The sequence below is a fragment of the Streptomyces coryli genome, from assembly GCF_011044975.1.
GTDB classification, from domain to species: domain Bacteria; phylum Actinomycetota; class Actinomycetes; order Streptomycetales; family Streptomycetaceae; genus Streptomyces; species Streptomyces coryli.
This window is the reverse complement of the sequence record NZ_JAAKZV010000010.1, coordinates 1-11,952: the sequence shown is the minus strand read 5'-3', so window position 1 is coordinate 11,952 and position 11,952 is coordinate 1. Positions and strand designations below refer to the sequence as shown.

Genomic DNA, 11,952 nt, shown 5'->3' with positions numbered 1-11,952 from the left:
ACCTATTCCGTAGCGTCTGCACGTTCGGCGAGATCCAGCAGCTCAGGCGGAGCACTGCGACCAGCGATCAGAACAAGTTCGCGGATAGCGGCGCGCGCCGCTACGTGCGACCGCACGGTTTCGGGGGCGAGCTCTTCCGCGCGAAGTAGGCAGTCCAGCGCTTCCCCCGGATGCCGGCGCTGCACGTGAGCACGGCCCAGGTCCAGGTACAGCCGGGCCTGCCGCTCCGGGGAAAGCTCAGTAGGGTCCAGGTCGAGCCCGACGTCAAGCGCCTCGCCGGCGTCGCCGAGCTCGACAGCAGTCGATACGGCCTGGATTTCGCAGTTGGTCGGGCCGAACTCCAAGTTGTAGTCGTTGCGGTCCGCGCCGAGCGCGCGCGCTGCCAATCGTGCTGCCTCGATCTCTGCGCGGGCCTCGGGCCGTCGGCTTCCGCGGGCGTAGACGAGTGCCAGGGCGAGATGCAGGGAGCCGATCACGGAGAGCTCCTCCGGAGCGGCAGGCCGATCAGCGACATGCAGTTCGATCACCTGAACAGCGTTGCGTGCCGCGTACTCGGCTTGGTCAAGGCGCTGTAGCCGCACAAATGCCTGCGCAAGCCGGAAGACGCCGGCCCCGACGGCGAGCGGATCACCCGACTCCTCAGCGGCCCGGATCGCGCGGTCAGCTGCGATCCAAGCAGCGTCGGCCTCGTCCTGCCGTACGAACGCCGCCGATAGCGCTTGGTAGGTCCGGGCGAGGAGACGAGAGACTGCGCGGCGCTGATCAGAAGGGACGACTCGAAGTGCACGCTCGAGGTCCGGAACTAGGGACTGAAGGGCGGCGCTCATGTCTGCGAACTGGGAAGCATGCGCCAGCTCCCAGACATGTTCGACCCTCGTGACCAGCTCCTCGACGGAGGGGGAGGGCGCGGCAGTCGTTTGCGATCCGGGCAGCAGCACATCCAAGGCTGGGTGTCCAGAGATGAGCAGCCGTGCGCCATCGAGATCGTTTACTGCGCCGGCGTCCCGAGCGGGCGCCGGCGGCTCTGTGCGTGCTGTCGTCGGCACCGCCGGGTTGAGGGTCTGCACCGAGACGCCGAGCTCATCGGCGAGCTGCTGTAGCAAGTCGAGACGCCGCACGGGAATGCGCCCGCGCTCAACCTGGGACATCCAGCTTGAGGTGCGGCGCATCCGTGCGGCGAGCTCGTCCTGCTTCATGTCTCGGGCCTTGCGTAGCTCTGCAACGCGTCGGCCGAAGGCACGATCTTCTGCTGTCGGTTCGGTTGGCACTAACTCTCCAGGGCGGGGCGCTTGCCGGCGACCTCGGCGAGGTACGTCACTTCGGTTGCGGCTAGATGCTGCTCGCGCTCGGCCAGGAAGTGCTTCACGTGGGGCTGTTGTTCGTGGCGGTCGAAAGCGGATCGGTCGGCGTACAGCTCGTAGAAGATCCGCGTCAGTGGCTCGCCCTCGGGCGTGTGGACCACGTACACGAGAGTTCCGGACTCGTGATCGCGAATCCCCTCGAGCGTCTCGCTGGCGAGCTGGTCGAAGGACTGAGCTGAGGCTTCGTCCTTCATGACGAAGCGCACCAGCAGTCCGAAGGTCTGCGGCACATCCCCTCCTGAGCGTCGAGAGCGGGTTTACACCCTCTCATGGTCGCAGCTGAACTATGAATCACCAAGACTTCAACACGGCTGAAGTTCGGGTGTTGACTCGCAATCCAGGTGCGAGTAGCTTCGAGATCAGTTGCTACTGAGTGGCGTGAGTCACTCACGGAGCGCTGCATCGGCATGTCCGATCAGTGCTGCTCAGAGCAGCAAAAAGCGGCTCCCCGGATCTTGGCGGATGGCGGGGAGCCGCGGCACAGGCCGTTCAGCACTCAAGGAGAAAACGACCCGTGAACACCATCTTTGCAGGCCGTAGCCTGCCTGTCCCCAGTCGCCCCCGGCTTCCGATCTCTGAAGACGCCCGTGCGGATGTGTCCGCGCTGATCGGGCTCGACGTTGACCTCGTCACCGGCCGTACCTACGACATCCCCGACGAGCTGAGCGACGCGGAGTACACCGCGGCGCTGTTCGACGCGTTCAGTGACGAGGCGGCCCGGACCGCCGCCCTGGTCGACATGATCGACACCGGGTTCGTCGACGTCCCCCGCGCGTACGGCCGGCTGCTCGTGCTCGCCGACGAGCTCGAGCGTGCCGATGACGCCGACGGCTACGAGCTCGACGACGCCGACGAGCTGCTCGTCGGGGGGTGGGCCGCATGACCTTCAACGCCCGCACCCGCACCTTCGCCCGCGCGCTGCGCGGCTTCCTCACCCTGGTCGACCGGCTGCACCCGGTGGCGCTGTTAGTCCTGGTCCCGGTGCTCATCGGCGTCGTCTACGCCGCCGCGCCGTTCCTCGTCGCGCTGCTCACCGCGGTAGTCGCCGTACTGAAGGCATCTGCCTTCCTCGCCGGGGCCGGCCTGCTCGCCCGCCTCGCGATCCGGACCGCCGCGGCCTACCGCCGCCCTCTGCCCGCCGGGAGTTCGCCGGCGCTGTCCTCATGACCACCGTGTGCGCCCTGGTCCGCGACGTGTCTATGGAGACCCTCCGTGACGCCGGACTCCGCGACCAGGCCGCCGCCCATCGCGCCGCCCGCTGCGCCGAGATGTGGGCCGTAGAGAAGCGCCGGCGCCTCGACCGCGCCGCCCTCGACCGGCACGCCGAACCGGGAGCCAACCGATGACCCTCGCTATGCCCAACGCAAACCCCGCCCCCTCGCCCGCCGTCGACGAGGCGGAGGAGACCATCACCACGCCGCGGCGCCGCTGGTACTCGTGGCGCATCGTCCACGCATCGGTCCTCGACGGCCTGCACGCCGACGTCGAGCAGGCCGACCAGGACGTCGCGGCGCACGAAGTGGTAGCTGAGATGTGGTTCGAGCACTCCGAGGAGGAGAGCGCCTTCGCTGATGTCGCGGCGGCCCGCGCCGAAGGGCTGAACGACGAGCTCGAGCACCTCCGCCGGCGCCTGTCGGAAACGACCGTCGAGCTTCAGGCTCGTACGGACGAGGCCGAGCAGCTGCGCACCGAGCGAACCGCGATCGTCGACGAGCTCTCGGCGCTGGTCAGCAGCGATGAGCGCATGACGCTCGCCCTGAACGCGATTGCGGTACTCGCGATGACCGGCAAGGCCGATGAGACGCCGCTGCTCAAGATGCTCTCTGAGGTGCAGCCCTGGGCGCAGCCGCTGAAGTCGGCCGAGCGGGTGGCGGCGGGTGAGGTGCGGCTGCCGTCGCAGCGTGACCGGCTGTTCGCCGACATCACCGCCCAGCTCGGACCGGCACGCCCGGTAGTTGAGGGCGTGTTCGACTACCAGCACCAGACGGTGCCGACGCTGCTCGCCGATCACCTGGGGCCGGGCCGCTGCGCGGCGTGCGCGGCGTGTCTGCCGGCACTGGCTGACGAGGACCTGTTCGCCGCGTACCACCACGCCCGGACGCTCGAGCGGAACGCGGGCGCGGCCGCGATCCTCGGCGAGGAGCTGTTGAAGCGCGACAGCCGCGATGGCACGACTCCGGGGCCGCGCTTCGAGCGGCTGATGAGGATCAACAACTCGTGCGTTGCCTGCGGCAATCAGGCCACGGAGGCCGATCCACTGGTGCTGGTTGAGGGCGCCCCGATCCACAAGGGCCACACGACCGACCCGATCAGCGGCTTCTACGGCAAGACGGGGGAGGCGCTGTGATGTTTCGTCGTGTATCGGCCGCTCTGCACCACCTGATGGTCAGCATGCCCGCGCTGGTCGTCACTCCGTGGGCGGCGGTGGCCGCCGTGATGACCCGGCAGTGGATCGGCGCCGCGGTACTGCTGGCGGTGGCCGTGGCGCTGTGGGCCGAGCGACTGCGCGCCGACGCCGCCGACAACCCGTGCATCGGCTGCCCGATCTGCGTATGGAGCCAGCGCCGGGACGCCGCTGGCAAGCCGGAGCGCGGGTTGCGGATCGTGCGCGCCCGGACCCTGAACGGCCTTCGCGACCAGGCGGAGCAGGCCGAGATCTGGCACGCCAACTGGCGGACCGAGCTCGAGCGTGCCGAGTCCCTCGATGAAGAGCTGCAGGTCGCTCGCGCCCCACTGCCCGCCCACCCGCAGCGTCCGGCCGCCGTGCCGGCGCAGCGCGACCGCCGGGCGGGTGAGGAGCTGTGACCGCGCACCGCGCCGTGGCCAGCCGCGGTGGCGTTCTCGCCTTCCACCACGTACTGACCTCCTGGCCGTTTATCGCCGGGTGCGTGCTGTTCACCGTCGGCGCCGCGCTCGCGGGCTTCCCGTGGCTGGTGAGCGCGCACTTCGCGGCCGATGCGGTGGTGTTCACCGGCGAGCGCCTGCGCGCTAACGCCGCGGCCCGCCGCGGCCGGCCCCTGTACGCCGACTGCCCGCTGTGCGAGCGCCTTACGGCGCAGGACGCCAGCGCCCGTATCGCCCGCCTGCCGGAAGTTGCAGCAGGCAGCAAGGAGAGTGACCGGTGAGCCTGACGGACTACTACGAGGAGAAGCGGAAGGACAAGGCCGCCGACCGTGCCGAGTCGCGCCTCGATCGACAGCTCGAGCGCGAGGAGCGGCGCAAGGACGCCGACGCCCGCGACGAGAAGGTGCGCCGGGACCGGCGCGAGGCGAAGCGGGAGCGCGACCGCAACAAGGACAAGCGTAAGGCCGCACGCCGGCAGGCGTACGAGAAGATCCTGAAGGAGTTCGACACCGCCGGCGCGCTCGTCGCCATGGTGTGCTCCATCGTCCCCGCCCTGTATTTCCAGCTGAAGGCGCTCAGCGGCGCGGGCCTGCTGCTGATCATCGCCGTGTGCCTGGCGGTGATGCTGGAGTCCGGCGCCTGGGTGGCCACCGTGGCGGGGGAGCGGGCCAAGCGGGAGGGCCGCCCCACGTGGCCCTTCCGTCTGGCTATGTGGGGCTGCGCGAGCTTCGCCGCCTTCATCAACTACAGCCACGCGCCGGGAGAGCCCTGGCTGGCCTGGGTGCTCGCCGCCTCCTCCTACGGCGGGGTCTTCTTCTGGGAGCTGCGTGGTTGGGGCCGGCACAGCAAAGCGAAGACGGCCCGCAGCAAGGCGCAGCGCCGTACGGAGCGCGCCCGCGCCCGGCACGACCGCAAGCGCCGCCGCCACTTCCCGAAGGTCTACAAGCGATACCGGGACATCATCGCCGCTCACCCGTACGGCACCGTCGACCAAGAAGCCGCGTGGGCGAATGCGTGGCGCGATGTCTACGGCGACGAAATCGGCGTCACGCCGAAGGTACGGGCCGGTCGCATCGCCGCCGCGCAGGCTCTCGGCACGGCCGTCGAGCAGGCCGGGGTCAGCCGGGAGGCGGCGGCCGTCGAGCTCCTCCTCGCGGACGTCTTCCGCGATGACGACGGCGGCGACGGCCCGGCCGGCGACCCCTCCGGGAAGGGCCCGAACGGTAGTCCTACAGACGGACGTACGAACGCCAAAACCCTTGGGCGTAAAGGGAAGAAGGCGTTTCGCCGCCTGACTGGACGCAAGGCCCCGAAGACCCCCGGCAGGCCGCTCACGCCCGAACACATCGCGAAGGCGCGGAAGGTCGCCGACGCCTTCGACGGCGCCGTCTCCGTGAACAAGCTCCGTCAGGCCGGCGTCGGCGGCTCCACCGAGTACCTCATGCGGCTGCGCGACCACGTGAAGGACGAGGGGAAGAGCTGATGAGCCACACCCCGAACCGCCTCATCATCCCCGCCGCCGGCGCCGCGACGTACGTCCTGCTGCAACACGGCCTGACCGGCACCGGCTGGATCCGCGCCGCCATCACCGCCGCCGTGGTGTTCGCCGCGGTGCGGTGGGGCGCCGCCCTGTTGAAGGCAGTCGTCAAGTGGCTGGCCGTGCGCTCCGCGAGCAAGAGGGCGGAGAAGAAGGCCACCGGCGCCGTGCAGGCCGCGGTGAAGGAGGCGAGCCGGACATGACCGCGACCACGCTGCCGGCCGTCTGCCACCGGATCGCCGCCGATCTCGCCGAGGTCGCCGACGCCGAGGCCCGCACCCGGCACCCGCAGCTCGGCCGGGCCGCCGCCGAACTCGGCCTCGTCTACCTCGCGTTCGTCGACCAGCCGCCGACCGGCCCGCACGGGCTGCAGGCGTGGCAGGCCGCCGAGGCCGCCCGATACGCCGTGCGCGAGGGCAGCGCACTCAACGTCAGCGCCGATACGGCCCGCGCCCGGCTGCACCTGGCCCTCGACGCCCTCGACCACCAACGGCAGCCCGCCGCAGAGGCCGCCGCCTAGCTGCCCCGTGCCGACCGGATGACCTCGCGGCCAGTCGGCACGGGGCCCCAGACCACGCTTTGCGCAGGAAGGACCCATCTCCATGAGCACCACCGACACCGAGCACGAGCGCGAGGCCGAAGTCGTCCCGCTCGCCGAGTTCCAGCCCCAGGACCCGGAGACCCTCGAGCGGATCGCCGCGCTCTCCCGCGAGACCACCCACACCACCGAGGCCGGCCTCGCCGACCTCGCTTCCGGCACCGTCAGCCTCACCAAGCAGCACACCCCTGACCACGACACCGACGCGGCCGGTGACGGACTGGTCATCACCCGCCTCGACGCCCAGCCCGGCGACGTCGACGACGACGCGGGCGCCGACGGGCAGATGGCGCCTGGCCTGCGGCCGATCATCCCCGCGTCGCTGATGGACCCCGAGGTGTGGCGCCAGCGCCGCGCGGTGTGGACGAACACCGGCCTGTACCACCTCACCCGCAGCCCCGTCTACGCCTGGCGGATCGCGAAGGTATCCGCGATCGGCGCCAAGGTGGGGCTGCGTGACGCCTGGTCGTACCTGTTCGCCACCGAGTACGGCGACCTCACCGACAAGGTCCGCCGCAAGGACGCCGGCGCCGAGCACATCGCCGACCTGCGCGCGGACCGTCGCAAGGAAGGCAAGGCCCGGCGCCGCGAGGCGGTGACCGTCTACGCCGCGACCGGCGCCTCAACGTACGTGGGCGCGCTGCTCGCCCTGGCCGAGGCCTGGGGGGTGCTGCAGGCCAGCCCGGCCCTCATCCCGCTGATCGGGCTGCTGTACATGCTCGGCCACCGCGAGATGATCCGCCGCCTGCCCGACGGCGAGCTGTACACCCTCCTGGACAACGCCGCCGACCAGCCCGGAGCACCGCTCGGCGCCGACTCCATCACCGCCGCCCTGCGCCGCTCCGGCCTGCTCAAGGACGGCGAGGAGGTTTCCCTCGTCGGCCCGGTCCGCGCCGTCGACATCAACGCCGCCGAAGCGGTCATGGACCTCCCCGGCAACCTCACCATCAACGACCTGATCAAGCACCGGGACAAGATCGCCGCCGCGTTCCGGGTCCAGCCCGAATGGCTGGACTTCCGCACCGCCGGCAACCCCGGCCGGGTGCGCCTGTGGATGACGAGCGAAGACCCCTTCGGCAAGGGCCGGCCCTCCCCGCTGCTGGACGCCGTCACCCGCGGCGAAAGCCGCCTCGACGTGTGGAACACCGGCGTCCCGGTCGGCTACAACCGCCGCGGCGAAACCATCTTCATCAAGCTCGTGCACATCATGATCCTGCTGGGCGGCATGCAGCGCACCGGCAAGGGCATGCTGCTGCGCAGCCTGATCTGCGGCCTGGGCCTGGACCCGCGCATCAACATTCGCCTGGTGGCCGGCGCCAAGCCCGGCGAGCACATCGGCTATGCGAAGGTCTGCGCCACCTTCTTCGGCCGCCGCCCCGCCCGCCTGGTCGCACTGCTCGAGGCCTGGCTCGCCGATGCCTACCGGCGCGAGGAATACCTCGAGGACCAGGGCCGCGCCAAGATGAGCGAGGCCGACCTCAAGCTGTTCCCGCTCGAGGTCCTCATCATCGACGAGCTCAAGCAATACCTGCGCAAGGGCGCCCCGTTCGCCGAGCGCATCGCCGAGCTGATCGAGGAAGCCTCTGCATTCGTCGGCGCCCTGAACATGACGATCCTGCTCGCGACGCAGGACCCGGACGCCAACACCGTGCCCCGCGGCTTCAAGTCCAACTCCGGCGCCCGGATCGCCACCCGCACCGGCGGCCCCACCCAAACCAACGCGATCTTGAAGGAGGGGGCGACCGGCGCCGGCCTGCGCGCCCACGACATCAAGCCCAACCAGAAGGGCTGCGCCATCGTCGACCTCGACGGCGCCGAGGGCGAGCTCATCCGCTCCTTCTTCATCGAGGACGAGAAGTACGACGGCGCCGCCCCGATCATCGACGCCGGATACGAGCTGCGGAAGGCCTGCGGCCGGGCCCCGGGCACCTTCGAGGACCCGATCGAGGCCCAGCTGTACGAGGAGACCGGCAAGTCCTCAGTCGGCGGCGGCCCCAAGGGCTCCGGCCGGCCCGGCGAGATCGAAGGCGCCACGCCCCGCGTCGCCGGCGTCTTCGCCGACGTGCTCAAGGTGTTCGCCGACGCCGGCAACCCGGAACGGCTGGCCACCGCCGAGATCCTCGACGGTCTCGCCGAGATCGACGAGAAGACGTGGGCGCCCGCAGCCCTCGGCGTCGACGAAGGCGACCGGCGCACGTATGTGACCGTCGGCGGCACCGCGCTGAGCAAGGCCATCAGCGAGGCCCTCGACGACACCGACCGCACCCTTTCCCCGCGCAGCTGGAGCAAGGGCGGCCGAGCGAACGGCTACTACCTCGCCGACGTCCGAACCGCCGCAGGAGTGGCCTGACATGCCCGGTGTAGAGCCGGTACAGGCCAGAACACCGCAGGTCAACGACCGGTATCCAGCCCGTACCGGCCTCGAGGCGCCCGGGACGCACACCGGTGATCGCCACGGCCGCACCGACCCGCACCGGCCGCTGACCTGCGACAACCCGCCCCGTACGGCCCCGACCCGGCACCCCATACCGCCACAAACCGCTCAGCCGCAGGGAGACGACCCGATCATGGAATCGCCCGTGACGACCGACCTCGAGCCGCAGGTGTACCGGCCTGCGCCGCTCGAGAAGCCGATCCCCGGCTCGCCGACCACGATCGCCCTGCCGCTGCTGTCCCCGACCCCGATTCCGGGCGGCGTCGAGGTCGAACTCCCCAACGGCGCCACGGGCTGGGTGCGCTTCGCCCGCATCCACGCCACCGAGCCGGCCACCACCGACGGCGCGGCGAACGCCGTTCCCGCGTGGGCGAAGACCCTCGCCCTGCTGAGCCTGGCCCTGTCCGCATCTTCCGGACTGGGCGCCGGCGCCCTGTACATCGCCGCCGAAGCCACCAACGAATTCGCCGAGGCCGCGCACAAGGCCGCCGAGGCCGCCGCCGTCGCCACACCGCTGCTGGCCTTCCTCGCCGCCATCCTCGGCGGCATCTACCTCGTCGCCCGCCGCACCGCCGCCCGCGCCCGCCGTGCGCTGAGCGGCGGCGGCAGCGACACCGCGACCGCCACCTCCACCGCCGTCGCCAAGGGCTTCCGCGCCAAGGCCACCGCCACCGCAACCGCCTCCATCAGCAAGTGACCCGCCCACACCCGACGAAAGGACACCTCTCCCATGAGTGACGCCCTCTGGCCGATCACCGGCCGCATCGTGGCCGCACTGGACGCCGCCAACGGCACCAGCGAGCACGAGCAGGCCATGCGCCTGCTGAAGGTGAGCGAAGAGGCCGGCGAAGCCGCCACCGCCTACATCGGCATGACCGGCCAGAACCCGCGCAAAGGCATCACGCACGTACCGGCGGACGTGGCCGACGAACTCTGCGACGTGATCATCGCCGCTTCCGTCGCCCTGCACGCCGTCACCGGCGACCCGCGCGCCGCCCTGGAAGCCAAGCTCTTCGCCGCCCAACTGCGCCTCGCCGCCGACCGGAAGGGCCAGGAGCAGACGGAGCACGCCCGTGCCTGACATGTACAACGGCCGCCCGCTGCCGGAGCGCAGCCCTGTCCTCGAGGACATTCACTACCGGCTGTACGACCAGCGCACCGGAGCCGTGCTGTCGATCAACACGACCAACTGCCTCGACGTACTCGTCAAGGACGTCATCGACACCTGCGCCCGCCATCCCGAGGCCGAGCTCGTCGCCGTCCAGTACGACGGCCCTGCCTGGGACACCGGAGGCCGCTGATGGCGACCGTCACCGTCAAGAAGCTGGCGATCAACGGCGTGTGGGTGCGCTGCCCCGGCCGCGGCGCCGGCGACGTTCCCCGCAAACTCACGCTCATGCCCGGCGAACAGGGCCAAGTCATGGCCACCTGCGGCGAGAAGCACGGCCGGCCCCGCAGCGGCTGCATGTTCCCCGTCGGTATTCACCGCAGCGTGCTCAACGGCCTCGCCGACGAAAGGCCTGGTGCCATCCGCGTCACGACCCCCGGCGGCAACACGATCGAGGGCACCATCCTGCCGCCCAGCAAGAAGGCGAAGGCCGCAGCCACGTCGACCGGCAAGGCCGCCGCCGCCGTCAAGGGCAAGAACGGCGCGGCCCCGGCACCGGGCCCGGCCAAGCCCGCCGGCCGCGCCACCGGCGGCGCATTCGCCGCCGCCTGCGGCGCCCTCGCCGCCATCGCCGGGGCCGCCGGACAGGTCGCCACCGCCGGCGCCTCGGCCGTCGGCTCCGCCGCCGACCTCGGCAAAGAAGGCATCGGCCTGGCCCGCGACGGTGTGAAGGAAGCCGGTGCCTACGGCGAGCGCCGCCACGAACGCAAGATGCGCGACAACGACGCCGGCACCGACACCTGGCTCTGATTTCGGCTGAGCAGGACGAGAGGACTGCCCGCAGCGCATGGGCCAAATGATCAACGGCCACCCCTGTCACCTGATCGTCAAGTGCCCGAACAACCCAACCCCACCAGCAGAAAGGAACGATCACAGATGTCTGCAAGCACGTACGAACTGGCGCGGCTGCCGAAGCTGCGCGACGCCGCCGAGACCTTCCTCGACGCCCTCGCCGCGGAAGAAAAGCAGCGCCGGCAGGCAGAAGCCGAAGCCGACCAGGCGCGGCAGCATTCCGAGATCCGGAGCGCCGAATACTCCGCCGCCAGGCTTGTGCGCGAGCACTTCGCCGACACCTTGGCACCAGTCATCACCGCCGAGGACTGGAAGGGCAGTCCGGTGATCTACCCGGCCGGCACCGCCGAGCGTGCGCAGCCGAGCGCTACCGCTTACCTCGGCTGCGGCACCTTCCTGCACTGGCGCGACTCGACAACCCGCATGGGCGGGCGCCTGCACCTGGTGCGGCCCTGTGACCTCGGTGGCTTCTGCGAAACCGAGATCAAGTACCAAGTCGAGCTGGCCGGCATCCTCGTCGACCCCGCCGGCGGCTGCGGCTGCCGCATCGAGAGCGAGACCGACGAGCCGCCGGCGTCCCGCCCTGCACCCGCGGCGGGGGAGGAGCGCATGCCCGGCCTGACCGGCCCCGAGGACCTGATCGGCCGGTACGCGAAGGAAGTCGCCTTCGTCGCAGAGGAGGCGCCCGCCACCACCCTGGATGAGATCGCGGCCCAGGCGGAGACGGCGGCGGACAACCTCACCGCGGTCGGCATCGACGGCGGCGACCTGTACGCCGGCGCCGTCTACCTCGCCGACGTCGACGCCGTCGAGGAGCCCGACCGGCCGGTGCTGGCACGGCTGGCCGACAAGCACCTGAGCAACGGCCTCGACGCCATCGACGAATACCGCCTTCAGCTCTGATCACGCCCCGGGGCGGCCGTCCGGTCTGCCAACTCGCCGGCCGCCCCGGGCCCATCCCCACATCCCGCGTACGAGACGAGGAGAACTCCCATCATGGCCCGTACCACGAACCGCCGCCCCGCCCCCGCCCAGTTACTCGAAGGCGCCGGCCGCGTCACCCTCGAACGCATCGGCGGTGGCGCCGGCCCCGACTGGGGCGCCTACGCGCTGCTGTACACCACCCGGCCGCTGCCCGGAGGGCTCGAGGCCGTCATCGCCGCCGCCCCGCCCGAGCAGCTCAACCCCGCCTGGGGCCTGGACCGGCCCCGCCCGTAC

Annotated in this window: 18 protein-coding genes; 16 read left to right on the top strand and 2 right to left on the bottom strand. The window is 70.9% G+C overall.

The window, feature by feature from the left end; genetic code table 11:
- Positions 1-2: 2 nt before the first annotated feature.
- Positions 3-1,268, bottom strand: coding sequence for a helix-turn-helix domain-containing protein (locus G5C51_RS04440; RefSeq protein WP_338118009.1), 1,266 nt, complete (start codon positions 1,266-1,268; stop codon positions 3-5).
- Complete coding sequence (locus tag G5C51_RS04435) at positions 1,268-1,591, bottom strand: putative quinol monooxygenase (protein WP_338118008.1); 324 nt, start codon at positions 1,589-1,591, stop codon at positions 1,268-1,270. The genes G5C51_RS04440 and G5C51_RS04435 overlap by 1 nt, the downstream gene beginning before the upstream one ends.
- Before the next feature lie 365 nt (positions 1,592-1,956).
- Here G5C51_RS04435 and G5C51_RS04430 point away from each other — a divergent pair, with 365 nt between their 5' ends.
- From G5C51_RS04430 to G5C51_RS04355, 16 genes are all read left to right on the top strand, one after another.
- Positions 1,957-2,244: a hypothetical protein gene (locus tag G5C51_RS04430; protein WP_165231959.1), complete on the top strand. Its 288-nt coding sequence runs from the start codon at positions 1,957-1,959 to the stop codon at positions 2,242-2,244.
- Positions 2,241-2,528 (top strand): hypothetical protein, encoded by a 288-nt coding sequence (locus G5C51_RS04425; RefSeq protein ID WP_165231956.1) that lies wholly within the window; start codon positions 2,241-2,243, stop codon positions 2,526-2,528. Before G5C51_RS04430 ends, G5C51_RS04425 begins: the two co-directional genes overlap by 4 nt.
- Complete coding sequence (locus tag G5C51_RS04420) at positions 2,525-2,707, top strand: hypothetical protein (protein ID WP_165231953.1); 183 nt, start codon at positions 2,525-2,527, stop codon at positions 2,705-2,707. The genes G5C51_RS04425 and G5C51_RS04420 overlap by 4 nt, the downstream gene beginning before the upstream one ends.
- Before the next feature lie 8 nt (positions 2,708-2,715).
- A complete protein-coding gene (locus tag G5C51_RS04415; RefSeq protein ID WP_165231949.1) occupies positions 2,716-3,708 on the top strand; it encodes a hypothetical protein in 993 nt (330 codons plus the stop codon).
- Positions 3,708-4,166, top strand: coding sequence for a hypothetical protein (locus tag G5C51_RS04410; protein WP_165231946.1), 459 nt, complete (start codon positions 3,708-3,710; stop codon positions 4,164-4,166). Before G5C51_RS04415 ends, G5C51_RS04410 begins: the two co-directional genes overlap by 1 nt.
- Positions 4,163-4,486, top strand: coding sequence for a hypothetical protein (locus tag G5C51_RS04405; protein ID WP_165231943.1), 324 nt, complete (start codon positions 4,163-4,165; stop codon positions 4,484-4,486). The genes G5C51_RS04410 and G5C51_RS04405 overlap by 4 nt, the downstream gene beginning before the upstream one ends.
- On the top strand, positions 4,483-5,688 hold the full coding sequence (locus G5C51_RS04400; protein ID WP_165231940.1) for a DUF2637 domain-containing protein: 1,206 nt from the start codon (positions 4,483-4,485) through the stop codon (positions 5,686-5,688). The genes G5C51_RS04405 and G5C51_RS04400 overlap by 4 nt, the downstream gene beginning before the upstream one ends.
- Positions 5,688-5,945 carry a hypothetical protein gene (locus tag G5C51_RS04395; protein WP_165231937.1) on the top strand — a complete coding sequence of 86 codons (258 nt, stop codon included), beginning with the start codon at positions 5,688-5,690 and terminating at the stop codon, positions 5,943-5,945. The genes G5C51_RS04400 and G5C51_RS04395 overlap by 1 nt, the downstream gene beginning before the upstream one ends.
- The gene (locus tag G5C51_RS04390; RefSeq protein WP_165231934.1) at positions 5,942-6,262 is read left to right on the top strand and encodes a hypothetical protein; all 321 of its coding nucleotides are present in this window, start codon (positions 5,942-5,944) and stop codon (positions 6,260-6,262) included. Before G5C51_RS04395 ends, G5C51_RS04390 begins: the two co-directional genes overlap by 4 nt.
- A gap of 82 nt (positions 6,263-6,344) precedes the next feature.
- A complete protein-coding gene (locus tag G5C51_RS04385) occupies positions 6,345-8,690 on the top strand; it encodes a hypothetical protein (protein WP_165231931.1) in 2,346 nt (781 codons plus the stop codon).
- Between the two features lies 1 nt (position 8,691).
- The gene (locus G5C51_RS04380; protein WP_165231928.1) at positions 8,692-9,471 is read left to right on the top strand and encodes a hypothetical protein; all 780 of its coding nucleotides are present in this window, start codon (positions 8,692-8,694) and stop codon (positions 9,469-9,471) included.
- Between the two features lie 33 nt (positions 9,472-9,504).
- Entirely contained in the window at positions 9,505-9,855 is a 351-nt protein-coding gene (locus G5C51_RS04375) for a MazG-like family protein (RefSeq protein WP_165231924.1), read from the top strand.
- Positions 9,848-10,075 carry a hypothetical protein gene (locus G5C51_RS04370; protein ID WP_165231921.1) on the top strand — a complete coding sequence of 76 codons (228 nt, stop codon included), beginning with the start codon at positions 9,848-9,850 and terminating at the stop codon, positions 10,073-10,075. The genes G5C51_RS04375 and G5C51_RS04370 overlap by 8 nt, the downstream gene beginning before the upstream one ends.
- Entirely contained in the window at positions 10,075-10,692 is a 618-nt protein-coding gene (locus tag G5C51_RS04365) for a hypothetical protein (protein WP_165231919.1), read from the top strand. The genes G5C51_RS04370 and G5C51_RS04365 overlap by 1 nt, the downstream gene beginning before the upstream one ends.
- Positions 10,693-10,818: 126 nt before the next feature.
- Positions 10,819-11,637 (top strand): hypothetical protein, encoded by an 819-nt coding sequence (locus G5C51_RS04360; protein ID WP_165231916.1) that lies wholly within the window; start codon positions 10,819-10,821, stop codon positions 11,635-11,637.
- A 93-nt stretch (positions 11,638-11,730) separates the two neighbouring features.
- On the top strand, positions 11,731-11,952 hold a 222-nt coding region (locus tag G5C51_RS04355), incomplete at its 3' end, for a hypothetical protein (protein ID WP_165231913.1).

Excerpts from the sequence above, each read along its gene's own strand:
- G5C51_RS04425 (WP_165231956.1), top strand. The coding sequence starts at position 2,241 with ATGACCTTCAACGCCCGCACCCGCACCTTCGCCCGCGCGCTGCGCGGC.
- G5C51_RS04365 (WP_165231919.1), top strand. The coding sequence starts at position 10,075 with ATGGCGACCGTCACCGTCAAGAAGCTGGCGATCAACGGCGTGTGGGTG.
- G5C51_RS04360 (WP_165231916.1), top strand. The coding sequence starts at position 10,819 with ATGTCTGCAAGCACGTACGAACTGGCGCGGCTGCCGAAGCTGCGCGAC.
- G5C51_RS04390 (WP_165231934.1), top strand. The coding sequence starts at position 5,942 with ATGACCGCGACCACGCTGCCGGCCGTCTGCCACCGGATCGCCGCCGAT.
- G5C51_RS04375 (WP_165231924.1), top strand. The coding sequence starts at position 9,505 with ATGAGTGACGCCCTCTGGCCGATCACCGGCCGCATCGTGGCCGCACTG.
- G5C51_RS04420 (WP_165231953.1), top strand. The coding sequence starts at position 2,525 with ATGACCACCGTGTGCGCCCTGGTCCGCGACGTGTCTATGGAGACCCTC.
- G5C51_RS04380 (WP_165231928.1), top strand. The coding sequence starts at position 8,692 with ATGCCCGGTGTAGAGCCGGTACAGGCCAGAACACCGCAGGTCAACGAC.
- G5C51_RS04385 (WP_165231931.1), top strand. The coding sequence starts at position 6,345 with ATGAGCACCACCGACACCGAGCACGAGCGCGAGGCCGAAGTCGTCCCG.
- G5C51_RS04410 (WP_165231946.1), top strand. The coding sequence starts at position 3,708 with ATGTTTCGTCGTGTATCGGCCGCTCTGCACCACCTGATGGTCAGCATG.
- G5C51_RS04415 (WP_165231949.1), top strand. The coding sequence starts at position 2,716 with ATGCCCAACGCAAACCCCGCCCCCTCGCCCGCCGTCGACGAGGCGGAG.
- G5C51_RS04395 (WP_165231937.1), top strand. The coding sequence starts at position 5,688 with ATGAGCCACACCCCGAACCGCCTCATCATCCCCGCCGCCGGCGCCGCG.